20 protein-coding genes are annotated in these 15,893 nt (G+C 46.4%); 3 read left to right on the forward strand and 17 right to left on the reverse strand.

Annotated elements, in window-relative coordinates:
• The first annotated feature begins 703 nt into the window (after nt 1-703).
• Together EYB48_RS05445 and EYB48_RS05450 are read left to right on the forward strand one after the other, a co-directional pair.
• Nucleotides 704-907, forward strand: a complete 204-nt coding sequence (locus EYB48_RS05445; RefSeq protein WP_162019283.1) for a hypothetical protein — start codon at nt 704-706, stop codon at nt 905-907.
• Complete coding sequence (locus EYB48_RS05450; protein WP_162019284.1) at nt 904-1,359, forward strand: MreC domain-containing protein; 456 nt, start codon at nt 904-906, stop codon at nt 1,357-1,359. Before EYB48_RS05445 ends, EYB48_RS05450 begins: the two co-directional genes overlap by 4 nt.
• Nucleotides 1,360-1,455: 96 nt before the next feature.
• Here the strand turns inward: EYB48_RS05450 and EYB48_RS05455 are convergent, their stop codons facing one another.
• From EYB48_RS05455 to EYB48_RS05535, 17 genes are all read right to left on the reverse strand, one after another.
• Nucleotides 1,456-1,968, reverse strand: a complete 513-nt coding sequence (locus tag EYB48_RS05455; RefSeq protein ID WP_162019285.1) for a hypothetical protein — start codon at nt 1,966-1,968, stop codon at nt 1,456-1,458.
• A complete protein-coding gene (locus EYB48_RS05460; protein WP_162019286.1) occupies nt 1,965-2,645 on the reverse strand; it encodes a hypothetical protein in 681 nt (226 codons plus the stop codon). Before EYB48_RS05460 ends, EYB48_RS05455 begins: the two co-directional genes overlap by 4 nt.
• A gap of 1 nt (nt 2,646) precedes the next feature.
• Nucleotides 2,647-3,003 (reverse strand): hypothetical protein, encoded by a 357-nt coding sequence (locus EYB48_RS05465; protein WP_162019287.1) that lies wholly within the window; start codon nt 3,001-3,003, stop codon nt 2,647-2,649.
• Between the two features lie 25 nt (nt 3,004-3,028).
• Nucleotides 3,029-3,505 (reverse strand): hypothetical protein, encoded by a 477-nt coding sequence (locus EYB48_RS05470; protein ID WP_162019288.1) that lies wholly within the window; start codon nt 3,503-3,505, stop codon nt 3,029-3,031.
• Entirely contained in the window at nt 3,505-3,792 is a 288-nt protein-coding gene (locus EYB48_RS05475) for a hypothetical protein (RefSeq protein WP_162019289.1), read from the reverse strand. Before EYB48_RS05475 ends, EYB48_RS05470 begins: the two co-directional genes overlap by 1 nt.
• Nucleotides 3,793-4,029: 237 nt before the next feature.
• Complete coding sequence (locus EYB48_RS05480; RefSeq protein ID WP_162019290.1) at nt 4,030-4,800, reverse strand: hypothetical protein; 771 nt, start codon at nt 4,798-4,800, stop codon at nt 4,030-4,032.
• A gap of 2 nt (nt 4,801-4,802) precedes the next feature.
• A complete protein-coding gene (locus tag EYB48_RS05485) occupies nt 4,803-5,573 on the reverse strand; it encodes a hypothetical protein (protein WP_162019291.1) in 771 nt (256 codons plus the stop codon).
• A gap of 123 nt (nt 5,574-5,696) precedes the next feature.
• Nucleotides 5,697-6,506 (reverse strand): hypothetical protein, encoded by an 810-nt coding sequence (locus tag EYB48_RS05490; protein ID WP_202927677.1) that lies wholly within the window; start codon nt 6,504-6,506, stop codon nt 5,697-5,699.
• Between the two features lie 51 nt (nt 6,507-6,557).
• The gene (locus EYB48_RS05495; RefSeq protein ID WP_162019292.1) at nt 6,558-8,168 is read right to left on the reverse strand and encodes a hypothetical protein; all 1,611 of its coding nucleotides are present in this window, start codon (nt 8,166-8,168) and stop codon (nt 6,558-6,560) included.
• Nucleotides 8,169-8,196: 28 nt separating this feature from the next.
• Complete coding sequence (locus EYB48_RS05500) at nt 8,197-8,790, reverse strand: hypothetical protein (protein WP_162018859.1); 594 nt, start codon at nt 8,788-8,790, stop codon at nt 8,197-8,199.
• 71 nt (nt 8,791-8,861) lie between these two features.
• Nucleotides 8,862-10,523 carry a hypothetical protein gene (locus tag EYB48_RS05505; protein WP_162019293.1) on the reverse strand — a complete coding sequence of 554 codons (1,662 nt, stop codon included), beginning with the start codon at nt 10,521-10,523 and terminating at the stop codon, nt 8,862-8,864.
• Between the two features lie 324 nt (nt 10,524-10,847).
• On the reverse strand, nt 10,848-11,339 hold the full coding sequence (locus EYB48_RS05510) for a defense against restriction DarA-related protein (RefSeq protein WP_162019294.1): 492 nt from the start codon (nt 11,337-11,339) through the stop codon (nt 10,848-10,850).
• 9 nt (nt 11,340-11,348) lie between these two features.
• The gene (locus EYB48_RS05515) at nt 11,349-11,921 is read right to left on the reverse strand and encodes a hypothetical protein (protein WP_162019295.1); all 573 of its coding nucleotides are present in this window, start codon (nt 11,919-11,921) and stop codon (nt 11,349-11,351) included.
• Between the two features lie 56 nt (nt 11,922-11,977).
• Nucleotides 11,978-12,871, reverse strand: coding sequence for a hypothetical protein (locus tag EYB48_RS05520; RefSeq protein WP_162019296.1), 894 nt, complete (start codon nt 12,869-12,871; stop codon nt 11,978-11,980).
• Between the two features lie 3 nt (nt 12,872-12,874).
• Nucleotides 12,875-13,327 (reverse strand): hypothetical protein, encoded by a 453-nt coding sequence (locus EYB48_RS05525; RefSeq protein WP_162019297.1) that lies wholly within the window; start codon nt 13,325-13,327, stop codon nt 12,875-12,877.
• Between the two features lie 8 nt (nt 13,328-13,335).
• On the reverse strand, nt 13,336-13,833 hold the full coding sequence (locus EYB48_RS05530) for a hypothetical protein (protein WP_162019298.1): 498 nt from the start codon (nt 13,831-13,833) through the stop codon (nt 13,336-13,338).
• Between the two features lie 151 nt (nt 13,834-13,984).
• The gene (locus EYB48_RS05535; RefSeq protein WP_162019299.1) at nt 13,985-14,914 is read right to left on the reverse strand and encodes a Rha family transcriptional regulator; all 930 of its coding nucleotides are present in this window, start codon (nt 14,912-14,914) and stop codon (nt 13,985-13,987) included.
• Between the two features lie 608 nt (nt 14,915-15,522).
• Here EYB48_RS05535 and EYB48_RS05540 point away from each other — a divergent pair.
• On the forward strand, nt 15,523-15,816 hold the full coding sequence (locus EYB48_RS05540; protein ID WP_162019300.1) for a lysozyme inhibitor LprI family protein: 294 nt from the start codon (nt 15,523-15,525) through the stop codon (nt 15,814-15,816).
• Nucleotides 15,817-15,893 lie beyond the last annotated feature (77 nt).

Consider the following 15,893-nt stretch of genomic DNA (forward strand, 5'->3'; position numbering starts at 1 on the left):
CGGTGCTACTTATCAGGATGCAACTTGCATTGACGGCTACCTTTGGGATCTTGATAGCTGCGATGAGCCAGGCGGAGCGCTCTATCACGGAGGCGACATAGGCTGTCCATGCTGCAATACAAAGGCGTATCTTGAATATTGTGACTTCAGGCCATCGGGCAACGCTAAGCAGCGGCGAATCGACATAAGGAGCAAGATTAGAAACATACACAACAAAATAAATGGAGGTCGTATATGAGCCACACAAGAGAACAAGCCAAAGAACTGTGGTGTCCGACGGTACGGGTTGTGCGCCATGAAGTTGTCCGCCGCGAAACTGCGAAAGTAAGCGGTCTGGTCGCAATTACAGAAGACCATCACATCGTAAGCGGCTGCAACACCGACACAATGGGCGGCGTGCGCGTTCCCGCAATCTGCCGCTGCATCGCAGACCAGTGCGCCACATGGCGCTGGGTTCCGGGAGGGCTAAAGAGCAGCGCAGGTGATCGTCACCCAACAACACGAGGCTACTGCGGTCTGGCCGGTCGTCCGGAGGTGGCGCCATTATGACCAATATACGAAACCTGATCAGCCGAAACAAGCGTGAAGGGCGTTATCTTGGCTGGCGTAAGTCAGCAGGCCATCAGCGGATGGGATATCAAATGGGGTACACGCTGCGCGATCTGGCAGCGATGCGTAAGGGGTCTGTAGAGGAGGTAATGCTATGACGCCCATCGAACTCAAACCATACGGCGCAGGGCATCCGCATTACGTCCTTGCAGAGCGCATCCTTTCCTGGCACCTAATCGATTACAACGGCAGGCACGGCACTTGTATTGTGCTCGATAACGGCAAGGAAATGAATTGCGGAAATTGGCCGCGTGAAATCGCGGCAGCTATTGAAAATTTGAAAGCGGGTACAGCATGAACCAACTAGAACAACCAAGAGAGCAATGTGCAAAGGTTTGCGATGAGCAAATATCCGATGATCTCCGAAACCGCGCTGATGTATGCGCCAACGCAATCCGCGCCATTCCCCTACCTGATGTTCGGCTCTCTATTGGCAACACGTTTAATGAGCGCGTTTTGAACGTTCTCGGCGAAACCTGGAATCTGGTCAGCTTTCCGCTTGAGCAGCCATTTAAGGCGCAAGCGCGCAGTGAAATTATGCGTTTAATGACGGAAATTGTATTAATGCGCAATGAGCCTACAGTTGAAGAGCTACGCGCTGAGAATGAGCAGTTGCGAAACGCACTGGAGCAATACCACGCTTTCGCCTCTATGAGACGCGATGAACTTGGCTGCTTATCGGACGAACTGGAAAGCATCGACGCTTATGCCAAATCTGTGCTCGACAGCAGTAAAGGCGGTGTAGCATGAGCCGCCGTCGCGCCCCCAAGCCCTAACTCTAAAGATCACTAATTCGCAGATAAACAAAGTTGAAAGCCCGCAACTCAATAAAGAGTGCGGGCTTTTTTATTCAGCAAAGCATTTGCTGATTCGGACTTCATTTTTGAACGATTCAAAGTCAATGATTATTTTGTCTCGATCTTCTGCGAATCGGTAAAGACGCTCCTCAACATCTCTAGGGAGTCGGGTAGTCGTTTTTTCGACATCTCCGCCGGTGCTGGCGCCTTCGACTCCTGCGGCAAAGCCTTCACAGATGGACTTTGGGACGCGCAGGCCGCCAATGATGCTAGTGCGACCGTCAGCAATAACTTTGTCATATTTAGTTTTAAGTGCGCCATACATTTCCTCACGATTTAGTCTTTCTTGCTTTATCTTCCCGGCTTTAATGGCTTCTTCAGCCTTATTTTGAGCATCTTTTTCGACCAACGCTAAACTCTCGCGCAGAATGCGATCACGGTCTTTTTTTTCCCAAGAGGCTTTCTCCCTCTCCATCCCAGCGATGCCTCCAAAGTATTCGCCGGCAGAATAGGAACAAATACTTATAGCGATGATGATAAGAATGTATTTGCCATATGTCATATACGCCCCATGTATTTAGGCATCCGGGCAAATACTCTGCCTGGATACTTGCTGTTGATAGTACAAAAATCTTCACCGTAGCCAGCAACTTTTATCCGAGATTGAGGACATTGGTTTTCAAGATTTCCTGCCCATATGCCCGGCTGGCAGCCAGGCGTCATTCGACAAGATCGAATCCGCTTATTGACGCTACCAGCGCCACCGTTGTATTGAGCCGCAGCACACATAAGAGAATTGTCACTGTCGTGCATAATTGACGTACATGCCCGGTTATGAGAGCGTAATTTAAGAACAACGGCTCTAACCTGGTATGACACGTTGAAACAATCCCCCCAAGTCCATCCGTTTAGAGAGGGGTCTAATCGCTTCGTTTCCTCTAAAGCATCAAACCTTACCGACCCATCAGGCTTATAAGCTCGAGTAAATTGACCAATTCCACAACCATATTCACGCGATGTTTTAAGCTCTGCACGGATCCGGTTCAAACTTTCCTGCTCTGTTGCCGCCGGAATAAACTCGAGGCGCGCCAGATCAGGCCAAAAATGCTCAATCTCCCCCCGCATAATTGGAAGTAATTTTTCAGACTCCCCCGGAAGGATACTGCCAGCATGCGACACAGCACTAAATAAAGGAAGCAAAGCAGTCAAAGCAACTACATTTAGTAGCCTCGGTCTCATACTATCCCCCGAAATGCGCTGATACCTGCATCCAGTACAGAAAAAGGAACGCTCCGATGCGTATTGCCCATGCAAATTGATGCGCACAATACAGCGCCGCTGGGGATGTGGCCTCGGCCAATTCAGCAATGTTCTGCAAGTCAATTTTTGGCGTTAGGAAAATACGAAACCACATCAGTGAAATTTCGACCCAAGCCAATATCCCAAGGGCGACTAATACATAAATTATCTCCGGGAACATTTGTCCGACGCTGTAAATGCCGCTGGCACTTAACTGAACAATGCCCTCAATCGATACAAATGCCGCAACAGTTAGCATAAAGAAAACCATTGTACGAAAGAATAATCTTTTAACCATAATCACCTCCATTTACCCAAATAAATCAATTCATAACAAATGTTGCATAACTAACCACCTTCCTAGGGTGGGACATCGCAAATGGAACGTCATTTGTAATGCCTATTTCCAGAGTGCAGACATCCCCAGGATGGATCGTCACAGGCACAAGAGAATGTCGCACGATCTCATAGCTGCCTTGCTTTATTTCGCGCAACGAGTCTGATAGATCCGCACTACCACTAGAGCAATTCATCTGCTTATCAAACCGTCCGGTGAAATCACTTAGAGCCACTAAGCCAAGCTTATATTTGATGTGAGCAATACCGTTGGAACGGTAAGTTTCAACGCTGAGCGGGCTCGATACGCGCCAAAGCGCCTCAGGGTATGTAGTCCTGTACGCAACAAAACCGAGCAGTGATGCGGTCGCGGTAATGCAAATAATGACGAGGGTCGCAAGCAATTTATGCCATGCCGAGTCGTTCGATAAGCGATCAGCTATCTCGTGTAGAAAATTTCTCATTATTTCAGCCCCACTTTAATTGCACTCCAAACCGCGCTACCCACGAAAACAAGAATGCCTATTACGATAGAACCAGCGACCGTTGTTACAACTTTCTCGATAATTGCCAGCCGCCACTTTTTACGCTGCTCGTCATCATTTCGAAGCTTTGCAATAAACTCATGGTCTTCATCATGCTTTTCTTTCGGTATTGCGCCCTCAGCCATCTTCGCGTGCATGGCATCAACAATTACCTTCGCAAGACGGCTTTCGCGCTCTGCTTCTGTATCTATTTTCTTTTCACCCATGCGGCACTTTCATAAATTCATCTTCGAGACAATTGTTTGCCAAAACCAACTATCGCACGCACTACGTTATCCATTCGCTCTATAAGGGCAACCTGCATTTTTTGCTCGGCATCTTTATTTTTTCGCCAAGCATCAAACGCTTTTGATCCAAAAAAATCCCGAACCTCGGAGGTTGGACAGCGCAATGCATCTGGATACGATGTGCCAGAATATAAACTTAAATTTACAGCCAATCCGCTAAGGTTTTCCCGCAAGTCGTTTCGCAATGTCGCTGATGCAGGAACATACTGGAAATCGCACCGGAGACAATTTTGATGCTCCGGCCTCCTGACTCTTAGGTAAGACAACAATGCCAAAATCATCTACTTCCGTCTGAAATAGATGCTCAATTTTTTTATTCCCAGCAAGAAATAACCCCAGCAACTCAACGAATTGAGACTCAGGATAATTCGATAGCACTGTCATTTTGTTTTTCAGCCATTGGACATAGTCCGAAAACGCATCTGCATGATCTGGCGGGGTTTCCGTCTTTAGCGTTAGCTGAGCTGCTATGCAGCCGGTGAGCCAGTGGTACCGGCCGGACATATTTGGTATTTCGCCATGTAGTTGCTCTATAGCTTCAGCGGCACCACCAAACAAAGGGGATATAGACCAAATGTCCTCGCCCACTTCACCAACTTCAATAGGGAATTCCGGAACATCTACGCCAATTAAGAAATCGGAGTAGCGCCCCCCGCCAAGCTGAAAATCGGGATCGCCGGCTTCATTTACGTGCGCAATATAATGCGCAACGATCAACGATCGCTCTTGAACGGTCATCTTCAATGGGTTTTTTACATGGAAATTACCCTGGGGCTCTGCAGAATCAATTACCTTCGCAATGAACTCAGTCATAGCTGACTCATTCATGTGCTCAGGAATTGCAACCAGCCTGATCGCATCGCCAATCGACAACTCTTTCAGGCGAATAGATAGGCGCTTTGTACGTAGAGGAGAAAAGTTAATCACGCTTACACTCCATTCATGGCTCGCGCCATATCATCTTTATCAAGCGCAGTTAGGCTACAAAGCGTAACTGGGACTACAATTTCCGTGTAATAGCCATCGGAAGCTATAGGTGAATTTAAAGGCTCACGAATATTCTCAATGACTAGCGGCGCGTAATATCGGCGCTTGTACTGAAGGCCAACCATAGTGGGAGCCTTTGATGGAAGGAGTGCCATTTGTGTGTTTGATGCAGAATTTTTTGCGCGAGCGGCCAAACTATCTCGACTCAACTTCTCCGGCAAAGCCCAATCCCATAGCTGCTTGAGGGGCGTTTCAACCTCATTGATTGGGTCTCGATATGCGCGAAATAATAGTGAGGCGGTGATTCTGATTGGAGGCATGCCAGTAAAAATCTGAGTCGAATTCAATTTTGTAATGCCCGTCCTACCCTTAAACTCGTTGATGTTCCGCTCAATTGCCCCCATTTCACCACCAGATCCACCCTTGTCGATTACGCCTATATCTTTCAAAAATGGAATAATTGCGCCCGACTGGAGCATAGCTACCAGCGCCGGGGCTTTTTGATCTGCGCTTGAGTTTTCAAAAGGGCTTTGCCAATTTAGCGTTGCCTCCAATTCCGATTCGATCAATGGAGCGTGAACCTCTGGAGAAAGCGTATCCTCTCTAATCCCATCACTATTTACCTGGAATATTTTTGCTATCAAATATTCACTCATTCCCATCCATTCAGATGAGAATGCGTTATCTGGTTTTGTTTCTCGAATATTTGGCATGTCGGTAGAGATCGGTTTTGGATTCTTGGCATTAGTTTGCGGTACCGACACCCCCGAATAAATGTGCGTTTTCCAAGAAAAAAGCCACCTTGTTTTTTAGGTGGCTTTTAAAAATGAGCAAAATTACATACCCATTCGATTACCAATGGTTCTCGATTTCATGCGACGCATGATTGCTCTTGCTGAATGCGACTTCAACTGTGCCTTGCGGATGCCGATTTTCTGTTTTGCAGATAATCGAACTTTGCCGCTCACCCGCTTATTAATGCGGACTTTCTTACCATGGCGAATAACCAGGGTTTTTTTGTACACAGCATCGAGTGCGGCATTTTCGGTTGATGCGTCATCTTCGGTGCCTGGTTCTTTTGTGCCGGCACTGTCAAATACCGCACCTTGCTCGTCATCACCAAAAGCGAATTCGTCAATATCGTCACTTGCGAGGTCATCGCCGTCAGGCAATGCTGCAGCCACAACGTCAGAAATACGAATTGCGGCATCAGCATCCCAATCATTGAGAAGCAAAGAGCAATCATCATCAGTAACGCCCTTACCGAGCAAATAGTCCCATGCTGTTTCAAGCGCCATATCCAAAACAGCACTTTCATCATCATCCAATTCGCCATCCTGATTCGCATCAGCAATACCTACCAACATCATCAACAACCGGTCAGGAAGTGACTCATCATCTTCAAGATCGTCCGTTTCAACCCATTGCTGGATCGTTGCTGCTACCAACAGCCTGATGTTTGTGTCTGCATAGATGGACGCCGTCTCAGGGGAATCTGCATTCGTGCCAGGAACTGCCTTCTTTTCGCTGCCATCGACTGAATCTAGTGCAGCCTTTACAGCATTCGTTACTTGCTTTTGAGCCGGCAAATTCGGCTTACCGGATCCGAGCATCCCACGGATCATACTTGCAGATGGATGTTCCATTTCTTTCCTTTCTACGTTGAATCCTCCCTGGATAACCAGGGAGGGCATCGATTATCGCGACAGTGTTTGAGAGATGGTGATTTGACGGGTCGTGCCGTCATACCGTAACGAGTACGAAATATCCATGAGATCAGCGGGCTTTTGCTGATTTGGCGCAACTGCAAATTGAAATGCTGCCCCACCAAGATCCTCAGACTCTTTTATCCAGCCGGATGACTGTGCGCCTTCAAATAAGGCCTTTAAGAAATCCTGCGTCTTCTTGACTGAAATCGACATGGGCAACTGCAAAATTTCCTTACCAAACATGCTCACCCAGTTATCAATAGAGCTGGACATTTCGGCGACAGAAATCAGCTTTTTAAAGCTGGTGCTTACTTGTGCGCATGTCAAGCTATCCACGAACACATATTTACCGCCACCGTTGTATGTCTGGAATTTAACTTGGTTTATCTTTGCCTGCGCCAGGTCACTGTCTTCCGGCTCAGATGGTATGTAAACCGGGACAATGCCTGTACGATTCAGTGGATATGCCTTACCAGCAATTGGGAAGTTTTTCGGCGCAAAACCTTTGGCGTTTTTTTGCGCATTTCGAGCGCAGCGCAACGCTACGTTATAAGTTGCCGTACCAATCAAGACTTTCCCATTGATGCCTAAAGGGTCATCCGATTTCAACGGCGACCAGTAAGCATGAACATAGTGAGAATCGATATTCAACTGAGCTAACTGCGCAATTGCTGCTGATGGGCTCAAAGAACCATCAAGATCAATAGCAAGCTGTGTATTGGTATCTTTAGCCAATAACGCCAACTTAGAAAGCAGTGCTGCCGCCTGATTTCCGCCGGAGACCAAATAGCCGTACTGCAAATCGGTATTCTTCAGTGCATTTACTGCGCGCTGATAGTCAGCATTCGAATATCCGGTGCCACCTTCGTTGAAATAGATTTGCACCGGTGTCGTTGCAATTTTGCTGTTTCCGTTTGCGTCCCGCCCATACGCATTACTTGCGACAGGAATCGCAGTAACACTGCCAACGGATACAACAACATCAGACGTACTGCGCTCAACAACATCAGTTAGGAGTTGGCTTCTGCCAAAGTCATCCTGCGAAGGTGTCAGCGATCCGGTAAATTCATACAGCAAAGATCCCGACGCATCACGTAACTTTAATGTGACGATGCTATTTGGAACCGGTGCGCCGGCAGACAAAAACTGGTCAGCATGAAGATCGACAATCAAGCCATCATTGAAGCACTCTAAATGCTGGATAGCCAGCAAATACGGCGTCGCTGGGATTGTAGGCGAAACAGAAGCCGCCAGATTGCTTGAATTATCAAGCGTCAGAACGATGTAGCTGAGCGCTGCAGCAGCGGGTACCAAGCGTGATACGATAACTTTATACGCGCCATTGTCCAGGGCTTCAGAAACATGGATATGCGCCTCATTGAGTACGCTGTTGCGCAATGGTTCGCCGCGGCCGAGTTTGCTTGTAAATTTACTGCGAGAAACTTCAAATGCTTTATCGATGCGGCCACGAGTTGCGCGCATGACTAATGCAAAAACCTGATCCGAATTGCCGGAGTCAGGTGAGTCTGAATTATCTTTCAGCGGATTCAATTGAACCCCAGATTGATAACCGAGCTGTCGAACAAATGGAGTAACCATTATTTACTCTCCTTTGAGTAAGTTTGATTTATTTCTTTTTTGAAGATGCTTTGGTAGATTTATTTTCTGAACCTACAGAACCCTCAGGGCTACCTTCTTCCGCGCCTTCCGATTGCGCTTCAGAAATACCCTCTCCGGACGCGCCCTCCGATTTCGCTTCAGAGATACCCTCTCCGGACGCGTCATTGCCGGACGTACCTTCACCAGCCGCGCCGTCTGGATCTGAGATTGCTTGACCATTAGCAACTTCATTGATTTGCGTATCGCCAACCTTCAAATCCAGACCCGACTCACTTTCAGGAATCGAATAGCGCGCAAATTCTTCTTTCAGATAGATTTCCAGCGCCGATTCATACTGATTCAACGCAAGCAGCTGCTCGAAATCTGATAAAACTCGCTTCAATTGGTCTTCGGTTTGAATCGTCAAATTAGTGGCGTTCAACTCACCGAGGTTTGAAGTAATTTCAGCGCCTGCCTGTGGAATTTGAAAGTTCAGCGGAGTGTTATTCACCACGACAATTTCCAATGGGAAGCCTTGATCCGAGAAATCGGCGACTGCCTTCTGAACAGCAAGGGATAGCAAACTCGCATTCAGGCCGCACAAAATAATGGTTTTTTTCATATCATTGCTTTCTTTTATGATGCAGCCATACCAAAGCATGGCTGCGTTCTTAGTCGACTTGAAGCTTGCTATTACTTCAGATTGATGATGTTAATCAGCGCACAACCGGCTGCGGATGGCTGGTGCGGATTCACTGCCGTAAAGTTACGGGCATAGAAACCAGCGCCAGAAACTTGATCACGGGTTGCGGTCAAAGGAATGATAGTCGGAGGAACAGCATCACCCAGGACGAATGGATTGCGCGCAACCTGTGTAGAGCGACCAATACATACAACCTGAGACGACGCACCACCATTCGCTTCAACTGCCTGAGGGTTGTAATAAACTTCGTACATACCGAAGAGTCGGCCAAGGCGGTAAATGCTTGGTCGCGCTGTGATTCCGGATGGTTCAAAAATCGTTGCATCAGCAGTTTGCAAGTTAGCAGCCATGGATTTGCCAACATACAAATGGGTAATGCCATGATCCATAGTGTCTTCAGCCATTTGCTGAGATGACGCATTCAGAATCGCTGCGAAGTCTTGCCAGATTTGTGCGCGAGTTTTTTGCAGGCCGAAGTTCGACCAGTTGAAATCAAAGGTGATGTTATTGGTCGAACCGAGGCGAGCCGCTTTTTGCAGAACATTGAAATGACGCTCATTTGCAAATTGATTGCGAATTGCCAACATCGATTCTGCAGCTGGATCCAGACCTAACTCGTTTGAGAACTGGGTACGAGTGTCGATGGTTTGCTCAGTATTAACTTTCCACGGATTTGCGTACAAATCAAACGAGGTGGCATTGGTACTGATGAACGGAATAGTGCCAGGCGAACGCTCAAAGTCAATAAAGCCCTCAGCTACTACCTTCGTATTTGCCGGCAATGGTGTATCGGTAGTGATTGCGACCACGCCAGTATCCAGATTCACTGTGCCGGAAATCAAATATGGAACGCCGCCAATCGTGACGCCACCAACGATGGCCGATGCAGAGGCAGAGCCAGATCCATTTGCTTCGCGAGCTGCGAAGAATCCGTTGATGTAGATTTGCGTACGTCCGCGCATCAATTTAACCGGGCTACCGTTCTGGTCGCACAATTCAGAAGAAATCTGGTTTGCGGTAATTTTGTCGCCAAACGCATCAGCTGTTCGAGTAAGCGAGTGGCAGCGAGCAGAATTGATGTATGCGCGGCCACTGTTGATGCCGTCCATAATGTCATTTTGCTTGTATCCGCCAAATTGATTGCCGGCCGTATGGGAGACAATGATCAACTTCGCTTGATTCGATCCAATGTCTGCAGCCATATAGTTTGCAACCGGGATGGCTTCAGAAATGGCAGCTGTAATCGCAATTACTGCGCGGTTTGGTTGCAAAGACAGTGGGTCAGAATGTGCATTGCTCGCAGAGTCCAGCGTGTATTTTTTACGCGCTTCTTCTGTCGTAGCATATGCCTGGTGAATCGCAGATTCGATAACGTCTGCAGTCGGAGCCACGCCATGCTGGCGCTCGTACGATGCAACACCATCAAGCAAACCCTTAACGATGCGGTCAGCATTTTCTTTCGGCATTTCATCCAGAATGACCTGTAATTTTGCAGGTACAACGGAGTTAGCTTGGCTTGCCGATGTATATTCCATAGCTGCAGCAGAATCAAAAGTACCACTGCTGCCAATGGAGTTTTCTTTCAGTCCTGAGACGTATTCAGCAACTTGGACTGTGTCCTTGCTATTGTATTGTGCGGATTGCTCACCCATATTTGCCTCTCAAAAAGTTTAAAAATTTTTGCTTTTGCGCGAGACATCCCACGCAATACTTGCAAAATCAATTTTCAAACTTGTCGAGAGTAGGAAACTTCGTATTTTTCCAAAATCAAGCCTGTTGGCGAGCCTTACGATACTCAAAGTCCTGACGACATTCGTCGCTGCAAAAAATGGTACTACTCTGCTCAAAGCAATTTATGCACTCGGTGACTTGAACCTTTGAAGGCACCCGTGCCTTTGCCTTTCGAATTTGACGCAGCCGATGGCTTACTTCAATCTCAGAAAAATCAACAACCATATCAACGATATCAGCCATTATTAACCCACATTCAATTTACTATCGATTGCAGCAATTTGTTCATTAACTTCTGCGATTGCATCATTCAGAGCGCCGAGGCGGGTCTGTAAAGACTCCTCGATTTTTACTACTGAAGTCTTTATCGCAGCAGGCAATGCCACCTTTATGCTAGCTAACCTCTTCTGAAATGAAGTGCGCCCACTCTCCATTTTGGCTGCAAGTTCGGTTGCTGCCTCTTGATGGTCATCTTGGTTCTTGATTGGAATTATTTTCCCATTCAACTTCACCTGGAAAATGTCCCCAGACTGCTTGACCATCAGAGTAACCGTCTGACTATCCGAAAAAATCAGCTGCAGTTCCCGGTAAGTTATTCCTGATGTTCTTTTCAACCCAGGCAAGATATCTGCTTGTGCAACCTCTGCACCAGCCCTTAGAAATGCTTTTCTTATTGCTTTTGTCGAAGCATCTTTAGCACTTCCCATCTCTGAAAAATTCAGTAAAACTTTCCCCATATGATCCCTTTATGCTCTTGACTTACTTGTGCTGTAACCATCGTGCTCGTCGTGATGATGCGATTTCGTACCAATGCCATCGACCAACACGTCACCGCCGGTAACTTCGATACTTCCGTTAATCCGCGCTGATGCCCCGCCGCCCGCAGATCCGGAGCCGGCCATGCCGCCCTTGTACGTCAGCAATCCGTCAACCTCCACGGCACCGGTAAATTTCGTCTTCGGACATTCAACTAAAATGTCATTGGCAAGCACAGTAATTTCATTGGCCTCTACTATTGCCTTGTCCGTAACCACATGAAATAGCTTCCCAACTTTGAAATACATTGTCCCGTCAGCATTTAGCTCAATATTGGCATGATGATATTTCCGCCAATCAAGCATATTTCCAGTATTTTTAGCCCGGCTACCAACTATTACTGGGTACCTTGGATCTCCGAATTGGAATGCGAGCCAAACTAGATCACCCTTCAGTATCTCGAGCTCGGTATGCTGCGACTTATCGCCAATCGGATATAAGATTTCCGCCTGCGGCAATACTTCTGCGCCATCGGTAATGCCATCGATCTGAATACGACACATGCGTGTAACTTGGTTATATGAATCAACCACAGCAGGTATTAAATTAGCCAGCACTGTTACCCCTCCAGAGTTCCAAGCCAAAATTTTGAATAAGTATCAACACCTTCGCCGTCAGTTCCACTGATGAATGCGTGCGCCGCCGTGATAACGACATAATCATTTTTCCCAACAGTGATGATGCTTCCCGCGTTAATCGATGGCGAGAAGTCTAATCGGGCGATCTTTCTTGTTACGATGGCCTTTGATAGGTTGCGCAATAGCCTTGAATCAGTACGGGGTTGATACTGAGCCGCCCGTACTTTTGACTTATTGCCAAAAACAAATTTTCCCTGCTCATCTAAAGAGTAAAAGAAAGGGATTTCGTGCCGCTCTAAAAATCCACTCGCGATTTCTTGCGCGGCATCTTCAGATATAGTGATCGAGGACTTTTGCTTAAACAGATCCTCCAACCTAAGAAATCGCACACTCCCCTTATCCAAAAACACTGCGCCGCCCTCCTCCTGGAGAGATACTGCTATGTGATAACTTGGCACACCACCGATAAAGCAAGAGAATTTTTTGATAGAGAAGTCAGATTCGATCCGCACAGAAGCCCCGCACGCCCCGTAAACCTCACCAAGCGTTGCACCCTCTTTAATCACAGCTGAGCTTCTACGAAATGAAATTTTGTGACATGGGCGGTATAGCGCAGTAATGCTTAGCGGTGGATAAACATCCTTTCCCTGAGCTCCTGCTACATCATTCGACTTCTCAACCTTGATTATCTGAAATTCATAGTTATAGCTTCCCGCAATGAGAAAATTCCCCTCTACGGCCTGCTTATCAATTTCCTCAGATCCCCTAAGAGTCACCTCCAAAGAGGCCGGAACCGGTGAAAGATCAGTCCGCAAAACCGCGGAAATAACCATGTCGCCAGGCAAAACGCTCCCATTTTGAAGGGTTATATTCATAACTCAAATTGAGATAATCGGCTGAAAAAAAGCAAGGCTTGGCATGATTTGCTCATACTGAACAATGTCATTCTGTATTTCTGATGTCGTTCTACCGTACACGTCAACACCAAGGTTTCGAGAAGCCTCAAGGTAAATTGCATTCTCGCGCTCAACGTAAAGCATGAAGAGTGGCTTGATAATCCCCCACTCGTGCTGACTTAGTTTTGTCGACGAATCAACCCAATCTGTCGGAGGAACAGGCAATGAATTGAAGCATGGGGAGGATGCATCGCTTAGATCGGTTCCAAGTAGAGCGTCAGCAGGCAACTTACTTTCGATAGCACCAAAAGTTGCATAAAAGCGAGCTGCATTTACTGCCTGCTGAATCACTACCGGGGCATCCAAAACAATACCAAGCGGTCGCTCTTTGGTAAGAAGCGACTCCGCGAGTAGATTAATGCTTATGGATTCCATTGGGCGAATTAGACAGGCGCCCGATTACCAGGAATATCATCTCCGAAATAGTGGAAATGAATAGTCCCTGTAATTGTCATAACCTGGGATCGGTTCTCCCAATCTCGGTCAGGGTTATCCAAGACCAAGAAGCAGTCGACGATTCGTTTGGCACGTATGAACGATTCTGGAACGCCCTCATAGACTTTTGCATTGAAGCGGGCGCCGCTTCGAAGCTGGGACAGCATCATGGCCGAAACGTGATTTGCGGTTGTTTCGAACAGCGTAATCGCCCCTTGATGGTAGATTTTAGTCTGCTGCGGCTGAGTTGAATTCATTCCCATTGGCATTGGAATTTCAATTTCGCCACCCGACGACATAACAGGCCATGGAAACTGCTTCGTCAGCATCCACATGTCCTCAAAACCCTCGATTTCGAGTGCGCCGTCTGAGGAAATTACCTTATCACCCATAGCTCGAATCGAGCCATAAGTACCCTTGAGTAAATTTAATGCAGAAATTGTCATTGCCCCTCCTAAATGGGAAATGTCTAAAGTCTTTACTTTAAGGAGAGGGGGAGCGATTTAGTCCGCGACTTTTCCAAAAAACGCATGGAATAAGATGCCTTAGAAATGAAAAAGCCCCGATATTTCTTCGGGGCTAGTGCGTATTTCAATACTAAGTAGTTTGTCGGAATAGCATTTTTAATGCTTCATTACCAGCAGAAGTCCCAATTAAAGATAGCGCGCCTACTTGGGAATCAAGAATCTTAACCCCAGACTGGATCGCCATAAACTCAATATAAGGGGCATCGACATTGTGCCCATCCTGATGCATTTCTTCCAATAATTTAGCGATTGATGAAGAAAACCTTGCATTTGCAAATGTGCGTAAATCGAGCTTTGGAAGCTTCAATGACCCATCCTCACGAGTTCCGCAAAAATGAGGCTGCATAAGCATTTCTTTTGGATAAGAGTATTTTTTTTGCTCAACCGGTGAAATTGCCGGCGACTCAAGCAACTCCCATTCAGCAGCGTATCGCGTTATCAGAGATAAAGCTTCGGAGTACTCTGCCTTTGGAATTTCGCGATAGTTGACGCCAAAATGCGACTTTAGCCTTGACCATCCCTTGACCATAAAAGTGGCCTGCTTATCTTTAGGGAGGTGGTCGCATGTTGCTTTCAACGTCATGCGAATTTCTTCAGCCTGGTCAGCAGACAAAACGTCATGTGAATTTACAGAATATGGGGCGCGACTTTGGCCTGAAATTCTCGCCAACTCCTCTTCCATCTTGTTAAACGCGTCAATGTAAGCCTCCTTCCACTTAGCAGCGTCTTTACCAGTGAAACCCATAGCAAGGAACATGAAGCCATCTCTTGCAATTACGTAACAAGGCAATTTTCTTCCTGTTGAATCATAAAATTCACTCAGCGCAAAATTGCGTTCAGTGAATTCCGATGAACATTCCAATTTTGAAATTGCACGCAACACATCCGCATGGCGCTTGCCGAACTTTTCAGCAATTAAATTGCTGCTAGTAACCGCACGGTCGTTTGTAATAGAAACAATGGAAGTTGCAAGAGCTGCGGATGATGTGGAATTAGACATAGTGGCACCTTTTTGATTGATTTCAGAGATCAACCACTCCAAACTCCAATTTGGGGTGGGAGACTGTACGAGGTTGGAGTTCTAGCCAAAAGGAAAACTAGCGAGCCTTACGACTCCCTCGCACAGCCCCCCATAGGTAACAGCTGCGCCACGCGAAAAAAAAGCCGACATGATGTAGGCTTCGCGCCCATTTTGGTTTCAGGACTCCACTCCCGATCGCCTCTTTATCAGCGATGCAGAAATCTTATTCCTTAGAAGTGCAAATGTCAAACCAATCAAAAATTAGGCTTTTTCGGCGCAATTATAGCCATATATGAATAATTTTGGCAACACAATATGTTTTCATTTTTTTATTTATTAGTACATTAAACCACCCGCTTCTTAGCGATACCTACTTGCCAGCAAAAAAAAATCTATATATGAATTTTATTAACCACAAAATAATCAAATTAGCAATTATTGATAGGTAATTTTATAATCAGTGAATCACAATAACATTTATATTTATGAAACCGATTCGCTACGCATTTCTTCTTTCAACCCTAATTTTCACTTCAACATCAGCCTATTCTGAAGAGGCCTCTTTCACAAAGGATTATGAGATTTGCATGAGTAAATCGGATGGTATAACCACTGAAATGCTTGCATGCAATGATGATGAATTCACAAGGCAAGACAAGCTGCTAAACATAAACTACAAGCAGGTGATGAAAGTCGTATCGAATGAAAGAAGAAAAAGGATTCTTGATGCCCAGAGAGCCTGGATAAAGTACCGAGATACCAATTGCGACTCATACATTGACGCAGATGGCGGAACATCATCAATACTGAATGCATCATCTTGCAAGTTAAAATTAACGGCAGCAAGAGCATCTGAATTAAAGCTAATTTCAGGAAATTAACTTTAATCGGAAGTTGATTGAATGCGCCACTTGCGGCCTGCCCTCTTGACTTTCGATGGCAAATTAAAGCAACAAAA

Origin of the sequence: Cognatundibacterium crateris, from assembly GCF_010078235.1 — a bacterium.
Classification (GTDB): domain Bacteria; phylum Pseudomonadota; class Gammaproteobacteria; order Burkholderiales; family Burkholderiaceae_D; genus Undibacterium; species Undibacterium crateris.